Consider the following 24,688-nt stretch of genomic DNA (forward strand, 5'->3'; position numbering starts at 1 on the left):
ACCATGACCAATAACGACAACCACCCGACGCGGGAGACGCTGCGGGACTGGCGCACCCCGCTGCGTGTCGACGGTCCCGCGACCTCCACTCCGGTGGTGTGCCATCTGGTGGTCGGCTTCGACCGGCACCCGGCCAGCCACGCCGCCCTGACCCACGCGATGGACCTCGCGGGCCGACTCAATGCTTTTCTGCACGTCGCGCACATCGTCGACATCGACGACATGCCCGTCGAACCCGACCGGGACGACTGGGAACAGCGCTTCGCCGACGCCGTCGAACAAGAACGCCGGGAGGCCTGCACCATGCTGGCCGCGCTGCCCGGCAACTGGGCCTACTACTCGCGGGAAGGGAATCCCGCGCAACTGTTGACCACGATCGCCGAAGCGAACGATGCCCTGATGATCATCATCGGCACCTCCCGGGGCGGCGCAATGTCCCTGTTCGAGCGGTTTCTCGGCGAATCGGTGTCCTCGAAACTCGTCCACCACGCCCGCCGACCCGTCCTGTTGGTCCCCGCCCCCCGCAAGGAGCAGGGGTGACACCGCACGACCCCGCCGCCGGGAACCTCCGCACCGCCGGGGGAACGCCCGATCTCGCAAGCGCTGCCGTCGATGGGTGCGTGGGGTTCGTGGTCGCGTTCGGTACGGTCAGCCTGCTCGCGGATGGCCCTCGACCAGATCGGCGCGTGATCGGTCCGCTGACCGTTGCAGCGGTCCTCATGATCAGCGGCGGGCACTACGGCCCGGCGCTCGGGGTGCCCGCGATCTTCGGCGTCGCCGTTACGGTCGGCCGACACATCGACGACGCGGCGGGTAGTCGAAAGAGCATGCGAAAGACTCCGATCTGAACCTCGTCGCCGTCCACCAGTCCGGCGCAATCGACGGGCTGCCGGTTCAGATAAGTTCCGTTGAGAGAGCCGGCATCGCACAGGATGAACTGGGCATCGTCCCGGCGGATTTCGGCATGCCGACGCGAGACGGTTCCGTGGCCGAGCACGATCTCCGACCTGGGATGGCTGCCGAGCACGGTGATGTCGCGGTCGACGGCAAGGGATGCACCCTTCGCCGGCCCAGGGCCCCGGGTCACGACCAACTGCGGGGCACCGCCACCCCGATCGTCCGGAAGACACGTACGCGGCAAGTCGTCGGTCAGCTTCATCATCGTCACCTCGGTCAGCATCTCCCAAAATACCCCCATGGGTATATATAGATCAACCGGGACAGGTGCTAGGACATTCCCGTGGCGCCCACCTCATCCTCGACGGACGAGACGGCGGTGAATCGGGTGCCCCCGGATGATGAACGCGGCACTTCCCGAACCCGCCGGACTTCCTACAATCGATTCGAGGATCTGGTCCGCGATCTTGACCCACACGTAGGCGGCGTACGTCCTCGCCACACGGACGGGAGGTCATGCTCACCTGGTGCATTCGATCACTGCGGTGCAGACGAGCCGTGCGCTCGCGACCCTGCTGCTCATGCCGACTGCACTCGGGAGCCGGCCAGGCGCCGGTCCTTGTATGGGCTGCCGCCGCAGCGCATTCCCCCGGGATGCGATCAACCCCTCGGCGCACGCTGCGTGCTCGTGTTGACGGGTCGGGGGTGGGTTTCGTACATGCGGACCGCGACGGCCAGGGCCGAGGCGGCACTGACGGCGGCGGCCACCCAGACGGCGGCGTGCATGCCCATCAGGTCGGCGACGACGCCGCCGAGGATCGCGCCGACGGCGTAGCCGCTGTCGCGCCAGACCCGGTAGATCCCGACGGCGCGGCCGCGCCAGGCCGGGTGTGCGACGTCGCCGATCACGGCGAGCAGGGTGGGGTAGACCATGGCGGTGCCGGCCCCGAGCAGCACCGTGCCGGCCGCCCACCCGGTGAAGCCGTGGGAGGCGGCGATCAGCGCCAGGGCTGCGGCTTGCAGGGTCATGCCGGCGGTGATCAGGTGCTTGCGGCCGATCCGGTCCGAAAGGGCGCCGGTGACCAATTGTCCGGCGCCCCATACGCCGGGATAGAGGGCGAAGAGCACACCGATCTGCCCGGCGCCCAGGTCGGCGGTGGCGAACAGCAGGGGGAACAGGCCCCAGGAGAGCCCGAAGTTGAGGTTGTTGACCAGCCCGGCCTGGCTCGCCGAGGACAGGGCGGGTTCGGTGAAACTGGTTGCCGCAGCGATTTGCCGGTTGGTCAGATCCGCGTGCAGGTGATCGTGCATTCCGTCCGCACGCGGGGTGTGCTGGGTGGCTTCCAGGCGCGCGTGGTCGCGGGTTTCGTGGATGAATACCCCGGACAGCAGCAGGGCCAGCGCGGTGTAGGCGAGTCCGAGCAGGAACGGGGCCGGTCGTAGCCCGTACTGGTCGGCGAGGTAGCCGGCCATCAGCGAGCTGACGGCCACGGCGCCGTAGCCGGCGGCCTCGTTCAGTCCCATCGCCAGGCCGCGGCGGGCGGGGCCGACCAGGTCGATCTTCATCACCACGGTGGTCGACCAGGTCAGGCCCTGGTTGATGCCGAGGAGCACGTTGGCGGCCACGACCCACCACCAGTTGGGGGCGGCGATGAGCATCAGCGGGACGGGGATGGCGAACAGCCAGCCCACCAGCAGCACCGGCTTGCGGCCGAAGCGATCGGACCAGGTTCCGGCGAAGTAGTTGGCGGCGGCCTTGGTGATTCCGAACGCGGCTACGTAGGTGAAGATGAAGGTGTAGCCGGTCAGCCCGAATTCGCCTGAGGCGAGCAGCGGCAGCACGGTCTGCTGCTGGCCGACCATGCCACCGACGAGGGCGTTGACCGCGACGAGCAGGCTGAACTGGGCGAGGTTGGGGCCCAGGCCGAGTCGGATCGGCCGGGGCGAGGTGGTGCTCCTGCGACGGTCTCTGCTCATGCGCCGGTCTCGAGGGTGCGCCCGGTCGCGTGGGCCCAGTCGTCGGGACCGCCCTCGAGCACCGTCAGCTGTCGGTGGCCGGCGCGTTCGAGCAGGCTGGCGGCGCCCATCGCGCGTTCGCCGTGCCCGCACATCACCACGGTGGGCTCGCGGGGCAGGTCGTCGACCCGGCCCGGGAGGGCGCCGAGTTCGATGTGGATGGCGCCGGGCAAGTGCCCGGCCAGGTATTCGGGGCGTTGACGGATGTCGAGGACCCGGACATTGCCGACCCCGTCGGGGCCGGTCAGCGCCGTGGCGGCCACCGCGAGTTCGGCGGCGGTCCAGGCGGCGAGGCCGCCGTCGAGTTCACCGATCAGATTGTCGTACCCGATTTTCATTGCTTGCCAGACGATCTCGTCCACGTCCTGGTCTTGGTCGCGGACGATGATCAGGGGCCGGTCGGCCGGGGCGAGCCAGCCCAGCCAGCTGGCGAAGACCGGCCGCAGCGGGATCGACACCGCACCGGGGATGTGTTCGGCGGCGAACCGGGCCAGCGCGCGCACATCGATCAGGGCGGCGCCCCCGGCCAACTGGGCGCGGACGGTGTCGACGGTCAGCGCCGGCAGCACCGGATCCTGGTCGAGGAGTGGAGGACCGAGTCGGTTGACCTCCCCGAGCCGGCGGAAGTACGGCGGATAGCTGCCCAGCGATCCCAGCAGTTGGTCGACGAACGCGTCCTCGTCGCGGGCGGCGAGCAACGGGTTGGTGGCGCGTTCGCGGGCGATGGTGCTGGTGCGTTCGGCGCCGGGCGGGGCCGAGCAGAACGAGCCCGCCCCGTGCGTGGGCCACACCGCCACCTCGCCGGGTAGCGCGGCGAGACGGCGCAGGGAGGCGTACTGGGCGCGGGTGAGGGCCTCGGTGCGCTCCGGAGAGATCAGGTCGGTACGGGCGGCAGAGCCGACCAGCAGCGAGCCGCCGGTGAACACCCCGACCTCCTTCTCGCCGTCGAGGAGCAGGTAACAGAGGTGTTCGTGGGTGTGCCCGGGCGTCATCAGGGCCCGCAGCCGCAGCCCGCCCAGGTCCACCTCGTCGCCGTCGCGCAGCCCGGTATGGGGATACTCCCGGTCCCCGGCGGCGGAGGCCAGCACCCGCGTCCCGCCGGTGGCGCCGAGCTGGTGGGCGCCGGAAAGGAAGTCGGCGTGCAGGTGGGTGTCGGCGGCGAACGCGACGGTCAACCCGCGGCGCGCGGCCGCGGCGTGCACGGCCCGCAGGTCTCGGCTGACGTCGACCACCAACGCCCGCCCGTCGCCCAGGTCCACCAGATACGCGGAGTTGCCGAGCCCCTCGTCGACGAGCGGCACCAGATCGATCCCGGCCATGGCCTTCTCCCTGCCTCGGCTCCGTGGGCGTCCCGGGCGGAACACCCGATCCATGTTCTACACTATTCCAAAGATGATTGGAGAATGCCATGGGTGATCGGATCGCGAAGACCGAACTGTTCGACCAGTTCGCCCGCGTCGGCAAGGCGCTCAGCAGCGGCAAGCGGCTCGAACTGCTGGATCTGCTCGCCCAGGGCGAACGCACCGTCGACGCCCTTGCCCGCGCCTGCGAGCTGGGACTGACCACCGCGTCCGCGCATCTGCAGACCCTCAAGCAGGCCAACCTGGTCGCCACCCGCCGCGAGGGCACCAAGGTGTTCTACCGGCTCGCCGGCGAGGACGTGGCGCAGCTGTTCGCACTGGTCCGCACGGTCGCCAACGAACACCTGCCCGATGTCGAGGCCGCCGCCGCCGCGTATCTCGGCCCGGCCGACACCGAACACGTCAGCAAGGACCAGCTGCTCGAGCGGGCCCGGTCGGGGAAGGTGACGGTGCTCGACGTGCGCCCCCGCGAGGAATACCAGGCCGGGCACATCCCCGGGGCGGTGTCGATTCCGTTGGACGAGTTGGCCGATCACCTGGCCGACCTGCCGCCGGATCAGGAGATCGTCGCCTACTGCCGCGGCGCCTACTGCGTTCTCGCCCACGACGCGGTCCGGCTGCTGACCGACCACGGCCGCCGCGCAGCGCGGCTGACCGACGGCATGCTCGAGTGGCGGCTGGCGGCCCTGCCCGTCGACTCCCTGACCTGACCACAAACCCGGCTGTCCCGTGTGGGCCCACGCCGGATCCGTCTTTCACGACGACGACGTTGCCGGTGGCGACTGTTGCGGTGGATTTGATGGACTCGCTCGACACCCGGGAGCGAAGCGCCGGAGTGCGGGCGCCAGGGGAGTTGCTCGATGACATCCGGTGAGACGCGGCCGGAGTGGGCGGTGGAGGCACCGGTCGGTGGATGGGGCCGGCCGTGACCGCAGGCCGCCGAGATCGCTCGGGAGATTCCCGCAGAGCAGTGGACGCTGATCGGTGGCTGATGGTTCAGCTTCACGCAGTCCGGGGGGTTTGCCGCAGACCAGAGCGACGGGTCGAAGTCGACATGGTTCTGCACGATGCGGAGCGCACGGCACAGATCGGAGCACCGGACAGGTGGCGCAGTCGAATGCGGGCGAGGGCGGGGTCGGAGCTGTCGACGGCGACGGTCGCTCCGGTGATGCGGCGCGGGCCCTCTGACCGTGATCTTCACCAGTACGGAGCCGCGACGCCTGGCTTCGCCGCGCCCATTGACAGTGCTCATCAAGGCGGCATAGCGTTGAATTCATTATTCGATGAATTCATGGATAAGCCTGTATCTCAGGTTCGGGAGTGCTCATGCGGGCAATGATCATCAAGGAATTTCGTGAGCTACGGCGAGACCGACGCACCCTCGCCATGCTCGTCGCGCTGCCGCTGTTGTTGCTAGTCGTCTTCGGATTCGCCGCGAACTTCACCATCACGACACTCGAAACGGCAATCGTCGGACCGAACGCAAACACGGTGGCGGACCGCCTCGCGGCCGACCCGCAGGTGGCGCAGGTTCTGCACGTCGACACCGTCGATTCTGCGGGTACCGACGCGACGGCGCGCACGGCACTGCGCGACGACGTTTCCGACCTAGCGATCGTCACGGGGGCAGGGAAGCCGACCGTGTATATCGACGGGTCCAATCTCTTCGCCGCACAAGCGGCCAAGATTGTCGTCGCGCGAATGGGTCCCACCGTCGATTCCGAGGTCCTGTACAACCCCGACCTGAAAACATCATGGGTGATGGTGCCAGCAATCATCGGACTTATCCTCACCTTCATCGGCACCATCATTACCAGCATCGGTCTGGTCAAAGAGCGTGAGGCGGGCACACTGGAACAGCTTGCCGTGATGCCCTTTTCGCCAGCCGCGGTGATCTCCGGGAAGATTGCACCCTATTTTCTGCTGGCCGCAGTGGACATGGTGGCGGTGACTCTGCTCGGCATCTGGATCTTCTCGGTACCGTTCAACGGCAACGCACTGATCTTCGCGCTCGGGGCGGCGATCTTCTTGTTCGCGGTACTCGGTCTGGGGGTGTTCATCTCCACGATCTCCAAGACCACCGGACAAGCGATCCAGGCAGCGATGATGGTGCTGCTGCCTCAGGTCCTGCTGTCCGGCATGATCTTTCCTCTCAGCGCCATGGCCCCAGGCGTCCGCTGGATCGGGTACCTGCTTCCACTGACGTACTTCACGAAGATCTCGCAGGGGGTGATGCTGCGTGGGGCCGGTATGAGCACCTTGTGGATCCCGATTGCTGTGTTGACCGCGATGGCACTGTTGATCTTCGGGGCGGCGGTGTTCCGGCTGAAGCGGTCGATTGCACCGAGGGGTAAGGCGGTGGTACGCAGTGGCCTCACGTGACCGTGCTTGGGGTGCGGCTGCGCTGACAGTGCGACTCGGCGGTCGGGTCGTGCTCGACAGGGTGACTGTCGATATTCCGCGCGGGGAGATCACCGCGGTGGTTGGGGGCGACGGGGCGGGCAAGACCAGCCTGCTCGGGGCACTGGCCGGCCGGATCCCGATTGCCAGCGGTACCGTCACGATGCCTGCAAAGGACGAGATCGGGTTTCAGCCGAGCACCGCCGGGGTGTGGCGGGACCTGACGGTGGACGAGAACATCGAATTCGTGGGCAGCGCCTACAGAATGAGTCCGGACCTGCTGGGCGACCGAAAAGCTCGGCTACTCGGCCCGGCAGGTCTGGGCGGCGTCGGCGACCGGCTCGGCGGCCAGCTCTCTGGCGGCATGCGCCACAAACTGGGCTTCTGCATGGCGATGCTGCATCGTCCTCTGGTGCTGCTACTCGACGAGCCGAGCACCGGCGTGGATCCGGTCAGTCGGGTGGAGTTGTGGCGGATGGTGGCGGAAGCAGCGGCAGCGGGCACCGCGGTGCTGATGTCGACGACGTACCTGGACGAGGCCGAGCGTGCACACCGAGTGCTGGTTCTCGACGGCGGCGAGATCCTCGGGTTGGGAACACCGGACGAGATGATCGCCTCGATTCCGGGCACGATCAGTACGGAACGGAATCGGCCGCTGGGTGAAGCTGCGAACCGAACCTGGAGGCGAGGAAGCATGTTTCGTGTGTGGAGCCCGTCAGGTCGGGGACGCTGCGACGAGCACACCGATCTAGAGGACGCAGTGATCGCGCTGATGTTGGCACGCAACGAGCAGCGGAACTCCGAGCATGTCTGAGCGAGTGGCGATCGACGTGCGTGGTGTGTGGCGGAACTTCGGCGCGTTCACAGCAGTCCGAGACATGTCACTGCATGTTCGCTCGGGGGAGATCGTCGGCTTGATCGGCGCGAACGGGGCCGGCAAGACCACGCTGATCCGGATGATCCTCGGGCTCGAGGCGGTCGATCGGGGAGCGATCGATGTGTTCGGTGCACCGCCCTCGCGGCACACCCTCCGCCGACTCGGCTACATGCCGCAGAGTCTCGGGCTCTACCAGGAACTATCGGTCCGGCAAAACGTCGAGTTCGTGGCCGAGGCATTCGGACTGTCCGAGCAACCTTTACCGGAGGCGCTCGAGGCGGTTGCCGCGCGTCCGGTCCGGGAGATCGGGCTCGGGTTGCAACGTCGGCTCGCGTTCCACTGCGCACTGTCGCACCGACCGGAACTGGTGATCCTGGACGAGCCGACCTCGGGCGTAGACCCGCTGGCCCGTACCCGGCTGTGGGACACCATCCACGACCAGGCGGACACAGGCTGCGGGGTACTGGTGACCACGCACTACTTGCAGGAGGCCCAGCAGTGCACCCGATTGGTGCTCATGTCCCACGGACGCCCGGTGGCGCGCGGAACCCTCGCCGACATCATCGGAGGGCAACGGGCGGTCGCCGTGCAGACGGCGGAGTGGGCACGGACGTTCGAAGCGCTGATGAGGGCGCAGCTGCCGGTGACACTCGACGGACGGGTCGTACGGGTAGCGGGTGTCAGCACCGCCGATGTGCGCAGGGCGCTCGACTCAGCCGGGCTAAGAGCGGCGGTGACAGAGGTGCCCGCCACCTTGGAGGAGACGATGGTACTGATCGACCGCCGGGCAGCAATCGAGTCCTGATGGCGGCAGGTGCACGAAGCGGACGACGCCCAGGAACATCCGATACCAGAGATCAAATCCTCAGCGCTGCAAGAGAAGAGTTCGCGAGAGCCGGATACGATGCGGCGACTGTACGCGCGGTTGCCGCATCCGCCGGAGTGGACACGGCGTTGGTTCACTACTATTTCGGCACCAAGGAGAAGCTCTTCCTCGCGGTGATGGACGCCCCGTTCGACCCGCGACAATACGTCGACTCAGTCCTCCAAGGACCTCGCGACCGGATCGCCGAGCGGCTGCTGCGGACCGCACTCGATCTCTGGGATTCCCCCGCGGGAACAGCGGCAGTGGCTGTACTGCGAAGTTCGATGGCACATGACCGCAGCGCCGCACTGTTGCGGGAGTTCCTACTCAAACGAGCGCTGCAACCGATCGCGGAGTCGATGGAGCCCGACCCCGAATTAGCGCGTTGGCGCGCGAATCTCGTCGCCACCCAGCTGATGGGTCTCGCTTCGATGCGCTATCTGCTCGCCATCGAACCACTGGCCTCGGCCTCACACGAACGGATCATCGACATGATCGCTCCCAATCTGCAGCGGTACCTCACCGGAGATCTATGTCGCTAGACGGCGCTTTCTCTGCACGCTCGAGGATCTGGCGGACGCGGTCGACATGCGCCGCCGGGCTGACCGCCAGAATTCGGCGAACCAAGCGATCGAGATGATTGACGTTGCGGGACTTCCGATTGCAGGCAGCGCAGATCGGGCGGCCCTCCCAGTCGCTACTGCGCGTGCACTTGCGGCGTCCGGGTCCTCGTCGGGGACATCGGAGTTGCGCCAGAAGTCGAAGATGCCGGCGAGAGGCAGAATGTCGGTCTCGGCCGGGTGGATTCTCTGCACCAGTCGTGCTCGCTCTGTGCAGAGGATTCATGGCCTGCGGGTGCTGCCGGTCGGGCGTCACCGTCGCGACTCCAGCCGGTCGGAGGGCGGTGCCCACCGTCGGGTGGTATCGCTGCGCCAGCCGGTTAGTGGATGAGCGTTCCGAGGACCGGCGTCCATTCGATGATCCTGTGGGTGGGAACCAGTCCGTGGGTCACGAAGGGGTCTTGGGCGAAGAGCTGTTCGACGGTCTCGGCGGTGTCGGCGGCGACGACGATGAATGCGCCGGAGTCGTCGGCGTAGGGGCCGGAGACGATCACGGTCTTCTGTTCGACGAGGTCGGCGAGCCAGGCTCGATGTGCGGTGCGGTGTTCATCGCGGCCTGCAGCGGTGACGGCGGAGTAGGTGTACTCGACGACGAAGAGGGGCATGTTCTCACTTTCTCGGTGGGTGGGTGCCGTGAGGGGTCGCGTGGCGATTGTGGATCCGTGTACTGCAGTTCAGGATTGGGGCGGTCGTTTGCCCGGTGGTGGGTGGCTGTGGGAGATGGTCAACCGTCGGGGTCCTCGGTGGTGCCGCCCCAGATTCCGAAGGGTTCGCCGACGCTCAGGGCGTGGGTGCGGCATTGGGCGAGCACCGGGCAGGTGCGGCAGATCCGTTTGGCTGCCCGCTCGCGGCCCCGTCGATCGTGATGGGTTTCGCCTTCCTGGGGGAAGAACAGGTCGGTTTCGACCTGTCTGCAGGTGGCGCGAAGTTGCCAGTCCCATAAATCGGTCCGCGGTGCATACAGGTGGGTCGAAAGGGTAGTCGACGACATGTGGCGCTACCTCGCATCGTGAGGATCAGCAGTGGCTGCACAGACGCTGTGCACTGCAGGGTGGGCAGCGTTCATGGCGAGAGAACTCCGAATGCCGTAGCCAGCCGGGCGATCTTCTGGGCGCGGCCCAGACGGGGCAGGTCGCTGCCGTCGCGGATGATGCGGCCACGGGCTTCGAAGTCGGCGAGGAAGTCCCGGGCCCAGGTGGCGTCGTCGGTGGTGGGGCTGATGGCGGCGTTGATGACGGGCAGGTGGTCGGTTTTCAGGCACAGCTTGCCGGTCAGTCCGAGGGTGGTAGCCAGCGTGGATTTCTCGTGGAGGACTGCGTGGTCGTCGCTGACGGTGGGTCCGTCGATCGGGCCGGGGAGGTTACCGAGTCTGCTGGCGATGACCAGGCGTGAGCGCGGATAGGCCATGGCGAGGTCGTCGGCTCCGGTGCCGGTGTCGCGCCGGTAGTCGCCGCTGCCGAAGGCCAGGCGGAAGGCGCCTCGGGCACGTGCGATCTGTGGGGCTTCCTCGATGCCCAGGGCGGACTCGATCAGTGCGAGCACCGGGGTCGCGCCGCCGAGGCGGTCGAAGGTTTCGGTCACTTGCTCGGCGGACTCGGTCTTGGCGAGCATCACCCCGGCCAGGCCGGGAAGGCCCTTCAAGGTGTCGACGTCGTCGGACCAGAAGGGGGTCGAGCGGTCGTTGATCCGGACCCACGCCGATCGTTCTTCCAGCCATCGGGTGACGTCGACACGGGCGTCGGGTTTCGCGGTGGGGTCGACGGCGTCTTCGATGTCGAGCACGATCTGGTCGGCCCGGGACTGGTCGGCGTCGTCGAAGGTGTCTGTCCGAGTTGCGTTGACCAGCAGCCAGGTACGGGAGATTTCGGCGTCTACCGCGCGGGGAGGTGTCGAGAGTTTCTCGGTCATGGTCATACCGTTTCCTTATCGACCGGATGAGCGGGTTCGCGGCCGGCGAGGACGTCGATCACGGCCTGGGCGGCGGCGAGACCGGCGCGGTTGCGGGCCTCGACGGTCTGACCGGCCAGGTGTGAGGTGATGAGCACGTTGTCGAGGCCGCGGAGTCGGCTGTCGGCGGGGAGAGGTTCTCGGGCGACGACGTCGAGTGCGGCGCCGGCGATGTCTCCGGCCTCGAGGGCGTCGGCGAGGGCGTCCTCGTCGACCAGGCTGCCGCGGGCGGTGTTGATCAGGACCGCGGTGTTCTTCATCGCCTGCAGGCGCTTGCGGTCGATCAGGTGCCCGGCCTGGGCGGCGGCGCGGGTGTGCAGCGACAGGTAGTCCGCGGTGGCGGTGACGGTGTCGAGGTCGACGAACTCGATGCCCGGGTCGCCGGTGGGGTGCGCGCTGTGCACGGCAACCGACATTCCGAACGCCAGACCGAGTTGGGCCACGGCCCGGCCGCTGGGTCCGTAGCCGATGACACCGAGTGTCGAGCCGCGCAATTCGCGGCCGGCGCCGCGGGGCCAGCGGCCCTCCCGGACTCCGCAGAGGACGGCGGAAAGTTTACGGGCGGTCGTCAGGATCAGCGCGATCGTCATTTCGGCGACCGCGTCGTGGTTGACGCCGGGGGTGTTGCACACCCGGACGCCGTGGCGGGCGGCCGCCGCCAAATCGACGGAATCGTAGCCGACGCCGCTGCGGGCGATGACTTTCAGGGACGTGGCGGTCTCGAGCATGTCCGCGGTGATAGGTTCGCTCGCGATGACGGCTCCGTCGATTCCGTCGAACAACGCCAACGCTTCCGCGCGGCTGCGGGCACCGCGAGCGGGTGCGTAGGTCACCTCGTGTCCGTGCCGGCGCAGAAGGTCGTCGATGTCGTCACCGGGACCGAGGTAGTCGGTGGTCACCAGAACGCGTGACATACAGGTCATTTCCTCTCGAGTTCGTGTGTGTGTTGCGGCCGAATGCGGCAGGGCGAGGTGGCCGCGTCGCCGCGGCCACCTCGCCCTGTCATGTCGGCACTGTTGGTTACTTTCCGGCTTCTTCGTGCGTGCCGGGCCGGGCACCGAGCACTGCTCGTGCCTTCTCGGCGTCGAAGTCGTTCTCCCACTTGCCGATCACGATGGTGGCCATCGCGTTGCCGAGAACGTTGATGAAGACCCGGCCCTCGTTGAGGATGCGGTCGACACCGACGATCAGGGCGAGCGCGGCGAGCGGGACGTGGCCGACGGCGGTGATCGTGCTGGCGAGGACGATGAACGCTCCGCCCGCGATACCGGCGGTTCCCTTGCTGGTCAGCATCATCACCCCGACCATGATCAGCTGCTGCTGCCAGGACAGGTCGATTCCGACTGCCTGGGCGAGGAACAGTGAGGCCATCGTCAGGTAGACCGCGGATCCGTCGAGGTTGAACGAGAACCCGGACGGGATCACGATGCCGACGACCGGCTTACCGACACCGAGGTCCTCGAGCTTGCGGACCAGTTGCGGCAGCACCGCCTCGCTCGAGCAGGTGCTCAGCGCGACCAGGAGTTCGGCCTTGAGGTACCGCATCAGCGAGAACAGGCCGACTCCGCAGGCGCGGCTGATGACCCCCAGGACCACGATGACGTACACGATGCAGGTGCCGGTGAACAGCAGGATCAGGTAGCCGAGCTGCTGCAGGCTCTCGGCGCCGTACTTGGCGACGACCGAGGCCAAGGCGCCGAAGGTGCCGATCGGGGCCAGCCGCATGACCCAGCCGACGATCTTGAACACCACGGAGGTCAGCGCGGAGATGCCGTCGTTGATCGGTGCGGCCTTCTCGCCGGAGACGTTGAGGGCGCAGCCGAACACGATCGAGACCAGCAGTGCGGCAAGGATTTCGTTGCCGGTGACGGCACCGAACAGGTTGGTCGGGATGATGCGGTCGATGAAGTCGACCGCGCCGTGGGCCTGGCCGGCGCCGGGGATGCTCTCGGTGTCGAGCTCGGCGAGATTGATGTTCATGCCCGCGCCCGGTTTGAAGACGTTCGCCACGACCAGCCCGATGAGCATCGACAACAGCGACAGGACCATGAAGTAGCCGAGCGCCTTGGCACCGATCCGGCCGGCCTTCCGGAGGCTGTCCATCGACGCAATGCTCTGTGTGACCACACAGAACACGACCGGGACGACGATCATCTTGACGATGCCGATGAACCAGTCGTTCAACGGGCTGAGAGCGGCGCCGACGTCCGGGAGCAGGACGCCGACCGTGATTCCGAGGACCGCCCCCAGCAGCACTTGGAACCACAACTCGCGCATCAGTCGGCTGAGCCGCGAGCGTTCAGGTTCTGTATGGCTCGGGGACATGGTGGTAGTAGTCATCGCGAGTGCTCCTTCGCACATCGGACCAGGTGGCGGTCCCCGCATCAGCCGGAACCATGGAGGTTGGGGGTCAGTGGTGCAGTGCGCGGAGCACCTTGTAGAAGGCGGCCTTGCCCTCGAACCCGATGCCGGGGATCTCGGTGAGCCCGACCCGGCTGTTCTCGACGACGGCACCGTCGGCGAAGCCGCCGGTCGGCTGGAATTCGCCCGGGTAGGACTCGTTGCCGCCCAGCTTCAGTGCGGCGGCGATGTGCAGGGAGAACTGGTGTCCGCCGTGCGGGATGCACTGGCGCGAGGACCACCCGTGGTCCTTCAGCATCTCCTGCACCCGCAGGTATTCGGTGAGGCCGTAGCTCAGGGCGGGGTCGACCTGGATGATGTCACGGTCCGGGCGCATGCCGCCGTAGCGGATCAGGTTCCGGGCGTCCTGCAGCGAGAAGAGGTTCTCACCGGTGGCAATCCGGCCGGAGTAGTTCTCGGACAGCACGGCGTTGAGGCGGTAGTCGAGCGGGTCGCCGACCTCTTCGTACCAGAACAGGTTGTAGGGCTCGATGGCCTTGCCGTATTCGAGGGCGGTCGCCAGGTCGAAGCGGCCGTTGACGTCTACCGCGAGGCGGGATCCGTCGCCGTCGAGGACCTCGAGGACGGCGTCGATACGCTGGAGATCCTCCTTGAGGTCGGCGCCGCCGATCTTCATCTTGACCACGTTGTAGCCCATGTCGAGGAAGCCGCGCATCTCGTCCTGCAGGTCTTTCAGGGTCTTGCCGGGCGCGTAGTAGCCGCCGGCGGCGTAGACGAAGACCGAGTCGTCGGGCCGGCCGTCACCGTACTTGTCGGAGAGGTAGCGGTAGAGCGGCTTGTCGGCGATCTTCGCCGCGAGGTCGAACAGGGCCATGTCCATGACACCGACCGCGACCGAGCGCTCGCCGTGGCCGCCCGGCTTCTCGTTCTTCATCATGATGTCCCAGGCCCGGGTCGGGTCCAGGTCGCCGGCCTCGTCGAGCAGCGCTTCGGGGTCGGCGTCGAGCAGCCGGGGGATGGCGCGGCGGCGCAGGATCTCTCCGGCGCTGTAGCGGCCGTTGGAGTTGAAGCCGTAGCCGACGATCGGCTCGCCGTCTCGCATGACGTCGCTGACGATCGCCACGATCGAGCAGTCCATCTTGCTGAAGTCGATCCAGGCGTTCCGGATGGACGAGCTGATCGGGACGATGCCCTCGTGTACGGAAATGATCTTCATGGTTCCCTCTCGTATCGGTCTTATAAGTTGTAAGTCTTATAAGATGCAAGAGCGATGTTAGACTGATCGTGGCGCCGGACACAAGGGCCAATTTGTGGCCGGGAGCACAGACCGAGGATTTGGGTGAGGGAGGGCACATGCAGCCGACGAACGTCATGAACGTCTATTCGAGCAAGGGCGACGTTGCGTACGGCGAGCTCCGTCGGCTGATCTTGAGCGGCGAACTCGCCCCGGGATCACGCCTGGCGCAGTACGAACTCGCCGACAGCCTCAAGATGAGCATCACCCCGCTGCGGGAGGCGATCCGCCGCCTGAGCAGCGAAGGGCTCGTGGAGATGGACTCACACCGCGACGTGCGAGTGGCGCAGATGAGCGCACAGGAGGCCCGCCAGCTCTTCGAGGTCCGCCTCTCCCTCGACCCCACCGCCGCCGAACTGGCCGCCGCACGGCGCACCGATCAGGACATCCTGTTCATGCGCTCCGCCCTGAGCCGACTGGTGCCGGTCACCCGTCAATGGGGCGAAGAGGGCCTGCAAGCCCACCGCGAATTCCACCGTGCCCTCTACGTCGCCTCCCACAACGACGTGCTGATCCGGTTACTCGACGACGTCTGGGACAAATCCGACCGGTACCGCCGCGTCGGCCTCGAACTCCCTCCCGGAGACGAACCCCGCATCCGCGACCTCGACGAACACCGCCAGCTGTTCGACCTGGTCGTCGCGGGCGATGCGGCCGGCACCGGCGAGCTGATGCGCCGACACATCACCGAAAGCCTCACCGCCACCGCCATCCGCGCCCTCGAGGAACGCGAGGGCGCGACCTCACGCGAGCCGGCCTGACCGGGCGGCCTCACCGGCCTCCATAACCAAACACCCGAATCACCCTGGCGGCAGCGCCGATAGTGCTGCACGCCAGGATTTCTGGACCCCGAAGGGAAGTCACCACACCATGGGCGCAACACATCGGATCGCAGTCATCCCCGGCGACGGGATCGGGACGGAGGTCGTCCCGGAGGGACTACGGGTCCTCGAAGCCGCGGCGTCGGCATTCGACTTCCACATTGACTACGAGCAGTTCGACTACGCCAGCGCCGACTACTACACCAAGACGGGCACGATGCTGCCGGACGGCTGGTTCGACCAGCTCAACCAGTTCGACGCCATCTTCTTCGGCGCCGTCGGCTGGCCCGACGTGGTCCCCGACCACATCAGCTTGTGGGGCAGCCTGCTGCAGTTCCGCCGCCACTTCGACCAATACGTGAGCCTGCGGCCGGTCAAACTGCTCCGCGGAATCACCAGCCCGCTGACCGGGCGCGAACCCGGTGACGTCGACTTCTTCGTGGTGCGGGAGAACACCGAGGGCGAGTACTCGAGCATCGGCGGCAAGATCTTCGAGGGCACCGACCGCGAAACCGTCATCCAGGAAACGGTCATGACGCGAACCGGTGTGGACCGAATCCTGAAGTACGCCTTCGATCTCGCCCAGTCCCGGCCCAAGAAACACCTCACCTCCGCGACGAAGAGCAACGGCATCTCCATCACGATGCCGTACTGGGATCAGCGCGTCGAAGCGATGGCCCAGAACTTCGCCGATGTCGCAGTGGACAAGTACCACATCGACATCCTCACCGCGAACTTCGTCCTGCACCCCGACTGGTTCGACATCGTCGTCGCCAGCAACCTCTTCGGTGACATCCTCTCCGACCTCGGCCCGGCCTGCACCGGCACCATCGGCGTGGCCCCCAGCGGAAACATCAACCCCGAGCGCACGTTCCCGAGCCTGTTCGAACCGGTCCACGGATCGGCCCCCGACATTGCCGGCAAGGGCATCGCCAACCCGATCGGGCAGATCTGGAGCGCGAGCATGATGCTCGACCACCTCGGCGAGACCGAGGCCGCCACCGCCGTCATGACCGCAGTCGAAGACGTCCTCGCCGTCGGCGGCGACACCCTCACCCCCGACATCGGTGGCACCGCCACCACCCAAACCCTCGGCGACGCGATCCGCCGACAGCTCGAAACCAACACCACGCGGGTCACCTCCTAGACCGGTCGGTCGAGCAGCTTGACGTGGAACTCCCCGGCTGCCGCGCACGCAGCACGCCTACTTCCCGAACGGCTGCCGAGTGCCCTCGCCCGTGGCGGTACATCGGTAAGTGAGTGTCGGTAATCGCGGCTACGCACGGGTCTCCAGCGCAGACCAGACTCCGACCACCAGGTCGATGCGCTGCGCCGCGCCGGTGTCGAAGCCGAGAACGTCCACGTCGACCATTTGGTGCTGGTGCGAAGACGGTGGCGAGGCGGCTGATCGTCCGCGCTCGGCCGAGTTTCGGCAGGTCACTGCCATTTTCGATGCGCGCACCGTCGACGCCGAGTTGGTCGATGATCTGGCGGGCCCAGTCGATGTCGGTGTCGGTGGGGCTCAGGGCGCGGTTGATGACGGGGGCTTGTCCCGGGTGCATGCACAGCTTGCCCGACATGCCCATCGTGCGCGTCACGGTCAGGGCATCGGCGAGCGCGTCGTCGGCGGAGGTGAGGGTGGGACCGTCGATGGGGCCGGGCAGACCCGCTGCCTGGCTCGCCACCACCGATCGTCCCGGGCATAGGACAGAGCAGGCGCGAGATCGGCTGCCCCGGTGTCGCGGCGGAAATCGCCGCTTCCGAAGGCGAGCCGGGAAGTGGGCTGTGCGGAGGCGATGTCGTAGGCGCGTTCGATGCCGAGGGCCGATTCGACGAGTGCCATAACGGGGGTCCGGGCGGGCAATCGGGCGGCGGTCTCGGTGACGTGCTCTGCCGACTCGCATTTGGCGAGCATCACGCCCAAGAGCCCGGGTGTTGCCTCGAGTGCGTCGAGGTCATGGCTCCAGTCCTCGGTGCCGGCGGGTTGACGCGGACCCAGCCGGTGCCGCCGCGAGAGAACCAGAGGTGGAGGGCTTCTCGTGCCGTGGGTCTCGCGGAGGGGACGACACCGTCTTCGAGGTCGTAGATGACGGCGTCGGCCGCTCCGGTGTGTGTTTCGGTGAAGTGCCTGCTGTGTGCTGCGGATACGAGCAGCCACGATCGGGCATCGGCGGCGGGGACGTCGGTACGGTTCTGCGGTGTCGATGCCATGGCGGCTCCTCCGAGTGGTGGTCGCGGTGTTATCGGGACAGCCATCCACCATCGACGGACAGGGCGGTGCCGGTGACGTAGGCGGATGCGGCCGAGGCGAGGAAGACGGCTGCGCCTGCAAGATCTTCCGGTCGGCCCCAGGTGCCGGCGGGGATGCGGCGCAGCATGTTCTCCGCCCGGGCGGGGTCCTCGCGGTGCGCGGCGGTGAATTCGGTTTCCATGTAGCCGGGGGCGATTGCGTTGACGCGGATGCGTTGGGGTGCCCACTCGTTCGCGAGCGCTCGGGTCAGTCCGAGGATGCCGTGCTTGGAGGCGGCGTAGGACGGGACCTCCATTCCGCCTTGGAAGGAGTTGATCGAGGCGATGTTGATGATGCTCGCGGCGGCATTATCGTCGAGGGCGGCCTGTGCGAAGGCCTGGCTGAGCAGGAAGGGGGTGGTGAGGTTGAGGTCGAGCACCGCCGACCAGTCCGCTGCAGGGGTTTCGATTGCCGGGCCGCGGCGGATGATGCCCGCGTTGTTGACCAGGATCGTCGGAGGCCGTAACTCGGCTTTGGCCCAGGAGATCAACTCGGCCGCGGTGTCGGGGGTCAGGTTGCTGAGGTCGGCGGTACGGGTGGCGCAGTGAACGCCCCGGGCGCGCACCTCCTTGGCGACCTGGTCGAGGTCGCCGATGTCGACGGCGAGGATGTCGGCTCCCGCCTCGGCGAGTGCGATGGCGAGTGCGCGGCCGAGGCCGCGGGAGGCACCGGTTACGAGGGCGGCGTTGCCGTCCAGCCGGAACAGGTCCATAACCGTGGTGTGGGCGGGTGTGTTCATGGGGGAGGCTCTTTCGAATGGTGGTGACCGGGCCGGTGTGCGGGGTGAGCGCCGCACACCGGCCCGGCGGCTCATCAGTTGCGGGTGGCCTCGTCGAGGACCCGGTCGTGTTCGAGGGAGGTGCGGGCGGTTTCCTTGGCGGCGATCACCGCGATGATGGTGATCACGGCGAGGACGGCGAGGTAGATGCTGACGGCGATGGTGTTCTTTTCCTCGACGGTGCCGAGCAGCGCGACCGCGATGACGGGGGCGAGGCCGCCGGCGAACACCGAGGCGAGCTGGTACCCAAGAGAGGCGCCGCTGTAGCGGACGCTGGTGCCGAACAGTTCGGAGAACATCGCCGCCTGCGGCGCGTACATCAGGGTGGTGAAGATGAGGCCGATGAAGATCGCCGCCGCGATGACGGTTTGGTTGCCGGTGTCGATGAGGGGGAAGAAGACGAATCCCCAGATGCCGGCACCGAGTGCGCCGGTGAAGTACAGCGGTCGCCGGCCGACCCGGTCGGACAGGGCGCCGATGATCGGGGTGAGGAAGAACTGCGCGACGGAGGCGATCAGCACACCCGCGATGGCGGCGCTCTTGGGCATATCCAGGTAGGTGACCATGTAGGTCATCACCACGACCGTGAAGATGTAGTACGAGGTGTTCTCCACCAGTCGCAGCCCCATCGCGATGAGCACCTCGCGGGGGTATTTGCGCAGGACCTCGATGATCGGTGCGTGCTCGGCCTTGTGGTTCTCGAGGGCCTTCTTGTTGGCGGCGAAGACCGGGGATTCTTCGATGCTCAGCCGGATCCAGAGACCGATCAGGACCAGTACGGCGCTGAGCAGGAAGGGAATACGCCAACCCCAGGAATCGAAGGCTTCGTCGCTCTGGAACAGTGCCAGCACCCACAGCACCACCGCCGAGAGGAGGTTTCCGAGGGGTACGCCGGCCTGGGTCCACGACGTCCAGAATCCGCGGCGGTCGTTGTCACCGTGTTCGGCGGCCATCAGGACCGCTCCGCCCCATTCGCCGCCGACGGCGAAGCCCTGCAGCAGTCGGCAGCCGATCAACAGGAGCGGTGCGGCCATACCGATGCTCGCGAAGGTCGGCAACAGGCCGATGGCGAAGGTCGCGGCGCCCATCATGAGCAGGCTGACGACCAGCATCTTCTTGCGACCGAGTTTGTCACCGTAGTGGCCGAAGACGATCCCGCCGAGCGGGCGGGCGAAGAAGCCCACCGCGAACGTGGCGAACGCCAGCAGGGTGGCGGTGGCCGGTTCGCTGTCGGGGAAGAACAGGGGCCCGAAGACCAGCGCGGCGGCCGAGCCGTAGAGGAAGAAGTCATACCATTCGACGGCCGTGCCGATCATGCTGGCGAAGGCGACCTTGACGATCGAGGTGCGCCCGGCCGCGTGGGTTGCGGGTTCGGCCGCAACGTCGGGTGTGGACATGGCGTGTCCTTTCGGGACAGGGGTGGGGTCCGGTGTGGTCATGGGACGAGCACGACCTTCATGTCGTGACCGGCCGCGGCGCGTTCGAGCGCCGAAGCCGCATCAGTGAGGGAAATTTCGGTCACCAGCCGGGGCCACGGTGTCGGGTCGGCGGCCATCGCGTCGGCAGCGGCCCGGTAGTCGACCTTCGTTGATCCGTAACTGCCCTGCAGACGAATCTCCTTGCGGGTGACGGCGTTGAAGTCGACCGGTCCGGTGCGGGCGAACAGGCCGACGACGGAGATGGGGCTGCCGGGCAGGACCGCGGCGATGGCAGCATCGAGCGCTGCCGTCGAACCGGAGGCGTCGACCCAGGCGGTGGGAATGAAAGGCAGCGCGTCCCGGCCGGCGATCACGGTGCGCAGACCGAGCGCGCGGGCCAGCGGCAATCGCACGTTCTCATCGTTGCCGACCCCGGAGAGCACGACATCGTGGCCGCGTTGGGCGAGGACGAGGGCGGCCATCGTGCCGATCGGTCCGGGCCCGGATACCACCACCCGGGTGGGGCCGTCGGCGGCGTTCTCGATGTGCGCGACCGCGCGGCAGGCGACCGACAGTGGTTCGGTCAGCGCCAGGGTCGACGCAGGCAGATGCCGGTCGACCTCGACGAGGCGGACCTCGGGGACGACGAACGATTCGGCGGCGGCGCCGTCGAAGGACAATCCGAGGACGGTGCGCCGGGGGCAGATCTGCCGGAAACCGCGCTCGCACAGATCGCACACGCCGCAGCCGTCGATGGCAACGGGGACAACGCGTTTGCCGATCCAGGTCGGGTCGACGCCCTCGCCGAGGGCTTCGACGTATCCGACCGCCTCGTGTCCGAGCACGACCGGGGGGCGGATCCATTCGTAGCCGGTGTCGCGACGCCAGGCGTGCACGTCGCTGCCGCACAGCCCGCACGCCTCGGTGCGTACCCGCACCTGCCCCGGGCCCGGTTCGGGCTTGGGCAGGTCCTGCACCAGGACGTCGTGGGGAGTGGCACTTCTCTTGGTCAGAGCTCGCATGGGGAACCTGCTAACTTTCGCCCGCTGCCGGGCTCAGGGATGAGAGGGTGGGGCGCCGGCGGACACCGCCCCCGAGTGCCGAGGGCACTCGGTGTGGTTGCGCCATGTCGGGCGGTGTCCGCCGCAGTGTCAGCGGATGAAGCGGTCGACGTAGTCGGCGCCGAGACCGATCTTCTCGTAGTGCGCGCGGGCCTTGTCGATCTTGCTGAACACATCTTCGATGCCGACGGTGTTGCCGTCGACGTCGACGTAGATGTACGCGCCGCTCACGTGGAACAGGGTCGCCATCTCGGTCACGTCTTCGGGGACCTCGAGGGTGTGGATGTCGCCGGGCGGCTCGAAGGCGTAGGTGCCCTCTTCAGCCCACCAGTCGTACTCGAGGTAGTGCCAGCGGCCCCGCAGGGTGAACGCGTGCACCGCCCCGGCGTGCCGGTGGCGGGACAGGATGCCCGAGCGGCGCACCCGCAGAATGTTCACGAAGTAGCCCTGGCTCGCCGACAACACCAGCGGGCGGAACTCGACATCCTGCGACTGCGGAACCCACAGCCGCTCGTCGCACTCGAGGTCCAATGCACCCGGAACGATCAGATCGTCACTCATCCCGTACGGCTTCGGACCCGTGTAGGGCACAGCCTCTTCGTTCTTCATCTCAACAGTGGAACTCACGATGCTCTCCTTTCGCTTAATCGCATAAGTGACGGTACATCGTTGTGGTTTAGCGCACAAGTGGTGATGCTTCAGTGCTTCACTAGTGCCTCTAACTGGCTAAATAGATGGAGTCTGGGTAGTCGTCCGAGTGCTTAAGCAGTCATTGGCGGAGTTTCATGCAACTTAAACGAATCAGTGATGGCGTTTGTGCAGGACGCGGCGCGGTGTCGCCCCTGAAAGCATCACTTAACCGCGTAAGCTGGCGCGCATGACCGACAGTAAGTCCAACGGTGGCCGCACCCGGCGAGTGACGATGAGCGATGTCGCCCGCAAGGCGGGGGTATCTGCTGCCGCGGTCTCCTACGCACTCAGCGGGGCGCCCGGGGTCAGCGACGAGAGCCGCCAGCGGATCCTCGCCATCGCCGAAGAGATGGGGTTTCGACCCAGCAGGATCGCCCGGGAACTGCGCTCGGGCACCACGAAAGCAATCGGGCTACTTCTGGCGGACATCGCGAATCCGTTCTACACCGAGGTCGCCGGGGGAGTGGTCGCCGCCGCCGCCGAAGAAGGCTACGAGGTGTTCGTCTCCCACGTCGGCGTGGACGGTTCGCGGCAATCGGATGTCGCGTTCGCGCAAGTCGACCGGAACTGCAGCGGCCTGATCTTCACCTCGCTCGTCGCAGCCGACAAACCTCTCCTCGACAAGCTCCGCCACGAGAACATCCCCGTTGTGCAGCTCTACCGCAAGATCGAAGACGAACCCTCCGACTGGGTCGGCATCGACGACTACTCCGCCTCGTTCGAAATCGCCTCCCACGTGGTCGCCACCGGCCGGCGCAAGGTCGCCATCCTCGGCGGCCCCGACACCTCGAGCGTGTCGGTCAACCGCATGAACGGATACCGTGACGCCCTGGCCAAAGCGGGTCTGCGCGCGGTCAACGAACCCGACGTGTGGGGAGAGTTGACCCGACCGGCCGGCGCGTTGCGCGCCCGAGCACTCTTCGCCGAACACCCCGAGATAGACGCCATCGTCTGCGGTAACGACATGATCGCGCTCGGCGTTCTCGACGTCTCCCGGGAAATCGGCAAGCGCGTGCCGGAAGACCTGGCCCTGACCGGGTTCGACGACATGAGCTTCTCCAGCGCCGGCCCCCTCCAGTTGAGCACCGTGACCGTGCCGCGGGATCTGATGGGCCAACGCGCCGCACGCATGCTTCTCCAACGTCTCGCCGGTGACAAGGGACCCGCACGCAAAGAGATACTGCCGTACGGGATTCAGGTGCGAGACACCACCGCTCGACGCGGATAAGGTGCGTTCGGCCGAGGGGTACTCCTAGTTCCAGTGTTGTCAGGGAACGCCGGACCTTTCCGGGGATGCCGGCGATCAGGGTGCTCGCCCCCACGCGGGCGCCGTTCGTCACCGTCGCACCCATGCCGGCGAGGAGGTCGTCGCCGGTCGTGCAGGCGTGCAGGATCGCTTGTGTCCCATCGATACCCCTGTGTCGATGACAAGCGGGAAACCGGGATGTGCGCGGAGGACGCAGCCGTCTTGGATGTTCGTCCATTCGCCGATCTCGATCCTTTCCGCATCGCAGCGGACCACTGCGCCGTACCAGACGCCCACTCCCGACCGGATTCGCACAGTGCCGACGACGAGCCGTGGCGGCAGATGGCTGGATTGGACCGGGTCGACGAGGAAGGTTTCGGTACCCCAGATGAGCGCGGGTTCGTTGCTCATCCGGGGTACCGGGGCGAATGCCAGCAGTGGCAGCGGGGTGTGGATTCGTCTTCGACGGCGGTGAGGATCCGCGCCATCGTCGCGACGGTCTCGAGCGGGTATGCACCGACCGAGGTTTCACCGGAGAGCATCACCGCGTCGGCGCCGTCGAGGACCGCGTTGCCACTCCGATGCCCCGGCCGAGCTGGGCCGGGAATAAGTTTCGACTCAACTCAATTCATCGAGCAATTTGGTGATCGTCGCCTACCGAACCCCCGACAACCGCCAACCGGCAACCAACGGACGGATGGGTGGAGTTGGTGGGGCGGGCTGGACGACGCGGGGCGTGGATGCGGGGTGGATGGTGGATGGAATGGATGGATGGATGGCCGCCCGCCGGGGTGTTCACCTATGGCGAGCAACAGTGCGGGCCTTGGTAGCTCCATGAACTGACTGTCCGGTAATCACACGTACGCGGGGCCTCGAATCACACCCCATTCCGGTCGCTGCGGCTACGTTCGCGCGCTACCTGCGAACGGTAGTGATCGCTGAAAATCGTTCTGGTTAGCGCAGAGCGTCACTGGAGAGGATCTCGGTATTCTTCTGAGAACCGTGTGAGGGCCTGTCGACCCGGGTGAGCCGGCGTGGGCGCGGGCCACAGGGTTGGACCGGCGAAGCTCACCGGCGGTCCTCGTAACAGCTAGCGGGGCCAATGACTTTGACCATCAAATATCATTTCGTCCTAGATGTGCGTAGAAGCGCATGCAGAACGATGCATCGTTCTCCGGCCGGTCGGCACAGCCGGTCGGCATTGCGTCAAGCGACGGGCAGGGGTGTTGCCGTGGTGATCGCCAGTAGCTCCGAATAGCTGGCGCGGAACATGGTGTAGAGATCGCCGCCGCCGGCCCATAACCATTGCTGCTGTTCGAGGTCGCTGTCGAGGATGGTCCTGAGGGGCTGGGGATGCCCGATGGGGGAGACCCCTCCGATCTGTTGCCCGGCGGCTTCGACGACGAAGTTCTTCGAGGCGCGAGTGAGGGTGTCGAAGCCGAGTTCTCCGGCGAGTCGCTCCGTGTCGACTCGGTGGGCGCCGCTGGCGAGGATGAGCAAGGGGGAGCCGTCGGCGTCGAAAACGAGGCTGTTGACGATCGCGGCGGTCTCGCACCCGAGTGTGCGGGCGGCTTCCGGAGCGGTGGGAACAGGGGTGTCGAAGATCCGCATGCGGTCGGTCAGGCCTGCGTCGATGAGCGCGGTGGCCACGACGGCGGCGGCGTCGGTTCGGAAGGGTGACATAGCGCGGTAGCCAATCACACTTCTATGTGGTCTGCGAAATGCCTGGTTAACGCCCTATGAGTA

The 24,688-nt window shown here is 66.9% G+C and carries 24 protein-coding genes and 2 pseudogenes; 10 read left to right on the forward strand and 16 right to left on the reverse strand.

The features are described 5' to 3' along the window. Positions 1-3: 3 nt before the first annotated feature. Both QM806_RS07130 and QM806_RS07135 read left to right on the forward strand, forming a co-directional pair. Positions 4-540, forward strand: a complete 537-nt coding sequence (locus QM806_RS07130; protein WP_005257435.1) for a universal stress protein — start codon at positions 4-6, stop codon at positions 538-540. After that, positions 537-848 (forward strand): hypothetical protein, encoded by a 312-nt coding sequence (locus QM806_RS07135; protein ID WP_005257434.1) that lies wholly within the window; start codon positions 537-539, stop codon positions 846-848. Before QM806_RS07130 ends, QM806_RS07135 begins: the two co-directional genes overlap by 4 nt. On the opposite strand, the gene QM806_RS07140 is transcribed toward QM806_RS07135, so the two are convergent. The 3 genes from QM806_RS07140 to QM806_RS07150 all read right to left on the reverse strand — a co-directional run bounded on the left by QM806_RS07140 (position 737) and on the right by QM806_RS07150 (position 4,232). Next, positions 737-1,198 (reverse strand): FHA domain-containing protein, encoded by a 462-nt coding sequence (locus QM806_RS07140; RefSeq protein ID WP_122975622.1) that lies wholly within the window; start codon positions 1,196-1,198, stop codon positions 737-739. The two genes, QM806_RS07135 and QM806_RS07140, sit on opposite strands and share 112 nt — an antisense overlap. A gap of 359 nt (positions 1,199-1,557) precedes the next feature. Continuing rightward, positions 1,558-2,874 (reverse strand): MFS transporter, encoded by a 1,317-nt coding sequence (locus QM806_RS07145; protein ID WP_283290878.1) that lies wholly within the window; start codon positions 2,872-2,874, stop codon positions 1,558-1,560. Next, positions 2,871-4,232, reverse strand: a complete 1,362-nt coding sequence (locus QM806_RS07150; protein ID WP_065491391.1) for an MBL fold metallo-hydrolase — start codon at positions 4,230-4,232, stop codon at positions 2,871-2,873. The genes QM806_RS07145 and QM806_RS07150 overlap by 4 nt, the downstream gene beginning before the upstream one ends. An 89-nt stretch (positions 4,233-4,321) precedes the next feature. On the opposite strand from QM806_RS07150, the gene QM806_RS07155 reads away from it, so the two are divergent. The 5 genes from QM806_RS07155 (at position 4,322) to QM806_RS07175 (ending at position 8,958) form a co-directional block, all read left to right on the forward strand. Beyond that, positions 4,322-4,984, forward strand: a complete 663-nt coding sequence (locus QM806_RS07155) for an ArsR/SmtB family transcription factor (protein WP_054245767.1) — start codon at positions 4,322-4,324, stop codon at positions 4,982-4,984. 625 nt (positions 4,985-5,609) lie between these two features. Continuing rightward, a complete protein-coding gene (locus tag QM806_RS07160; RefSeq protein WP_037203949.1) occupies positions 5,610-6,656 on the forward strand; it encodes an ABC transporter permease in 1,047 nt (348 codons plus the stop codon). A gap of 28 nt (positions 6,657-6,684) precedes the next feature. Further along, positions 6,685-7,488 (forward strand): ABC transporter ATP-binding protein, encoded by an 804-nt coding sequence (locus QM806_RS07165; protein ID WP_005257415.1) that lies wholly within the window; start codon positions 6,685-6,687, stop codon positions 7,486-7,488. A 4-nt stretch (positions 7,489-7,492) separates the two neighbouring features. Next, entirely contained in the window at positions 7,493-8,356 is an 864-nt protein-coding gene (locus tag QM806_RS07170; RefSeq protein WP_005257413.1) for an ABC transporter ATP-binding protein, read from the forward strand. Further along, positions 8,356-8,958 (forward strand): TetR/AcrR family transcriptional regulator, encoded by a 603-nt coding sequence (locus QM806_RS07175; protein WP_037203932.1) that lies wholly within the window; start codon positions 8,356-8,358, stop codon positions 8,956-8,958. Before QM806_RS07170 ends, QM806_RS07175 begins: the two co-directional genes overlap by 1 nt. Positions 8,959-9,356: 398 nt before the next feature. On the opposite strand, the gene QM806_RS07180 is transcribed toward QM806_RS07175, so the two are convergent. The 6 genes from QM806_RS07180 to QM806_RS07205 all read right to left on the reverse strand — a co-directional run bounded on the left by QM806_RS07180 (position 9,357) and on the right by QM806_RS07205 (position 14,560). Next, a complete protein-coding gene (locus QM806_RS07180; RefSeq protein WP_005561003.1) occupies positions 9,357-9,641 on the reverse strand; it encodes a YciI family protein in 285 nt (94 codons plus the stop codon). 119 nt (positions 9,642-9,760) lie between these two features. Then, positions 9,761-10,027 carry a WhiB family transcriptional regulator gene (locus QM806_RS07185; protein ID WP_005257408.1) on the reverse strand — a complete coding sequence of 89 codons (267 nt, stop codon included), beginning with the start codon at positions 10,025-10,027 and terminating at the stop codon, positions 9,761-9,763. Between the two features lie 71 nt (positions 10,028-10,098). Beyond that, positions 10,099-10,944: an HpcH/HpaI aldolase/citrate lyase family protein gene (locus QM806_RS07190; protein ID WP_065489735.1), complete on the reverse strand. Its 846-nt coding sequence runs from the start codon at positions 10,942-10,944 to the stop codon at positions 10,099-10,101. Between the two features lie 2 nt (positions 10,945-10,946). Then, complete coding sequence (locus tag QM806_RS07195) at positions 10,947-11,897, reverse strand: phosphoglycerate dehydrogenase (RefSeq protein WP_283290879.1); 951 nt, start codon at positions 11,895-11,897, stop codon at positions 10,947-10,949. Positions 11,898-12,003: 106 nt separating this feature from the next. After that, positions 12,004-13,323 carry a cation:dicarboxylate symporter family transporter gene (locus QM806_RS07200; RefSeq protein ID WP_283290880.1) on the reverse strand — a complete coding sequence of 440 codons (1,320 nt, stop codon included), beginning with the start codon at positions 13,321-13,323 and terminating at the stop codon, positions 12,004-12,006. 70 nt (positions 13,324-13,393) lie between these two features. Then, the gene (locus QM806_RS07205) at positions 13,394-14,560 is read right to left on the reverse strand and encodes a mandelate racemase/muconate lactonizing enzyme family protein (protein WP_283290881.1); all 1,167 of its coding nucleotides are present in this window, start codon (positions 14,558-14,560) and stop codon (positions 13,394-13,396) included. A gap of 137 nt (positions 14,561-14,697) precedes the next feature. Here QM806_RS07205 and QM806_RS07210 point away from each other — a divergent pair, with 137 nt between their 5' ends. Next, positions 14,698-15,399: a GntR family transcriptional regulator gene (locus tag QM806_RS07210; protein WP_283290882.1), complete on the forward strand. Its 702-nt coding sequence runs from the start codon at positions 14,698-14,700 to the stop codon at positions 15,397-15,399. A 109-nt stretch (positions 15,400-15,508) separates the two neighbouring features. Beyond that, a complete protein-coding gene (locus tag QM806_RS07215) occupies positions 15,509-16,606 on the forward strand; it encodes a tartrate dehydrogenase (RefSeq protein ID WP_283290883.1) in 1,098 nt (365 codons plus the stop codon). A gap of 235 nt (positions 16,607-16,841) precedes the next feature. On the opposite strand, the pseudogene QM806_RS07220 reads toward QM806_RS07215, so the two are convergent. The 5 genes and pseudogenes from QM806_RS07220 to QM806_RS07240 form a co-directional block, all read right to left on the reverse strand. Then, positions 16,842-17,670: pseudogene (locus QM806_RS07220) on the reverse strand (HpcH/HpaI aldolase/citrate lyase family protein); the annotation flags it as partial. 29 nt (positions 17,671-17,699) lie between these two features. Continuing rightward, entirely contained in the window at positions 17,700-18,488 is a 789-nt protein-coding gene (locus QM806_RS07225) for an SDR family oxidoreductase (RefSeq protein WP_005561017.1), read from the reverse strand. A gap of 74 nt (positions 18,489-18,562) precedes the next feature. After that, entirely contained in the window at positions 18,563-19,924 is a 1,362-nt protein-coding gene (locus tag QM806_RS07230; RefSeq protein WP_005561020.1) for an MFS transporter, read from the reverse strand. A 38-nt stretch (positions 19,925-19,962) separates the two neighbouring features. Continuing rightward, the gene (locus QM806_RS07235; protein ID WP_283290887.1) at positions 19,963-20,967 is read right to left on the reverse strand and encodes an alcohol dehydrogenase catalytic domain-containing protein; all 1,005 of its coding nucleotides are present in this window, start codon (positions 20,965-20,967) and stop codon (positions 19,963-19,965) included. 129 nt (positions 20,968-21,096) lie between these two features. Then, entirely contained in the window at positions 21,097-21,633 is a 537-nt protein-coding gene (locus tag QM806_RS07240) for a 2,4'-dihydroxyacetophenone dioxygenase family protein (protein ID WP_054245771.1), read from the reverse strand. 250 nt (positions 21,634-21,883) lie between these two features. On the opposite strand from QM806_RS07240, the gene QM806_RS07245 reads away from it, so the two are divergent. Then, positions 21,884-22,924: a LacI family DNA-binding transcriptional regulator gene (locus tag QM806_RS07245; protein ID WP_005561026.1), complete on the forward strand. Its 1,041-nt coding sequence runs from the start codon at positions 21,884-21,886 to the stop codon at positions 22,922-22,924. 363 nt (positions 22,925-23,287) lie between these two features. On the opposite strand, the pseudogene QM806_RS07255 reads toward QM806_RS07245, so the two are convergent. Continuing rightward, a pseudogene (locus QM806_RS07255) lies at positions 23,288-23,548 on the reverse strand (pyruvate kinase); the annotation flags it as partial. Positions 23,549-24,148: 600 nt separating this feature from the next. Beyond that, on the reverse strand, positions 24,149-24,625 hold the full coding sequence (locus tag QM806_RS07260; RefSeq protein WP_169693412.1) for a YbaK/EbsC family protein: 477 nt from the start codon (positions 24,623-24,625) through the stop codon (positions 24,149-24,151). Between the last annotated feature and the right edge of the window lie 63 nt (positions 24,626-24,688).

Source organism: Rhodococcus sp. IEGM 1351 (genome assembly GCF_030056875.1).
Taxonomy (GTDB): domain Bacteria; phylum Actinomycetota; class Actinomycetes; order Mycobacteriales; family Mycobacteriaceae; genus Rhodococcus_F; species Rhodococcus_F opacus.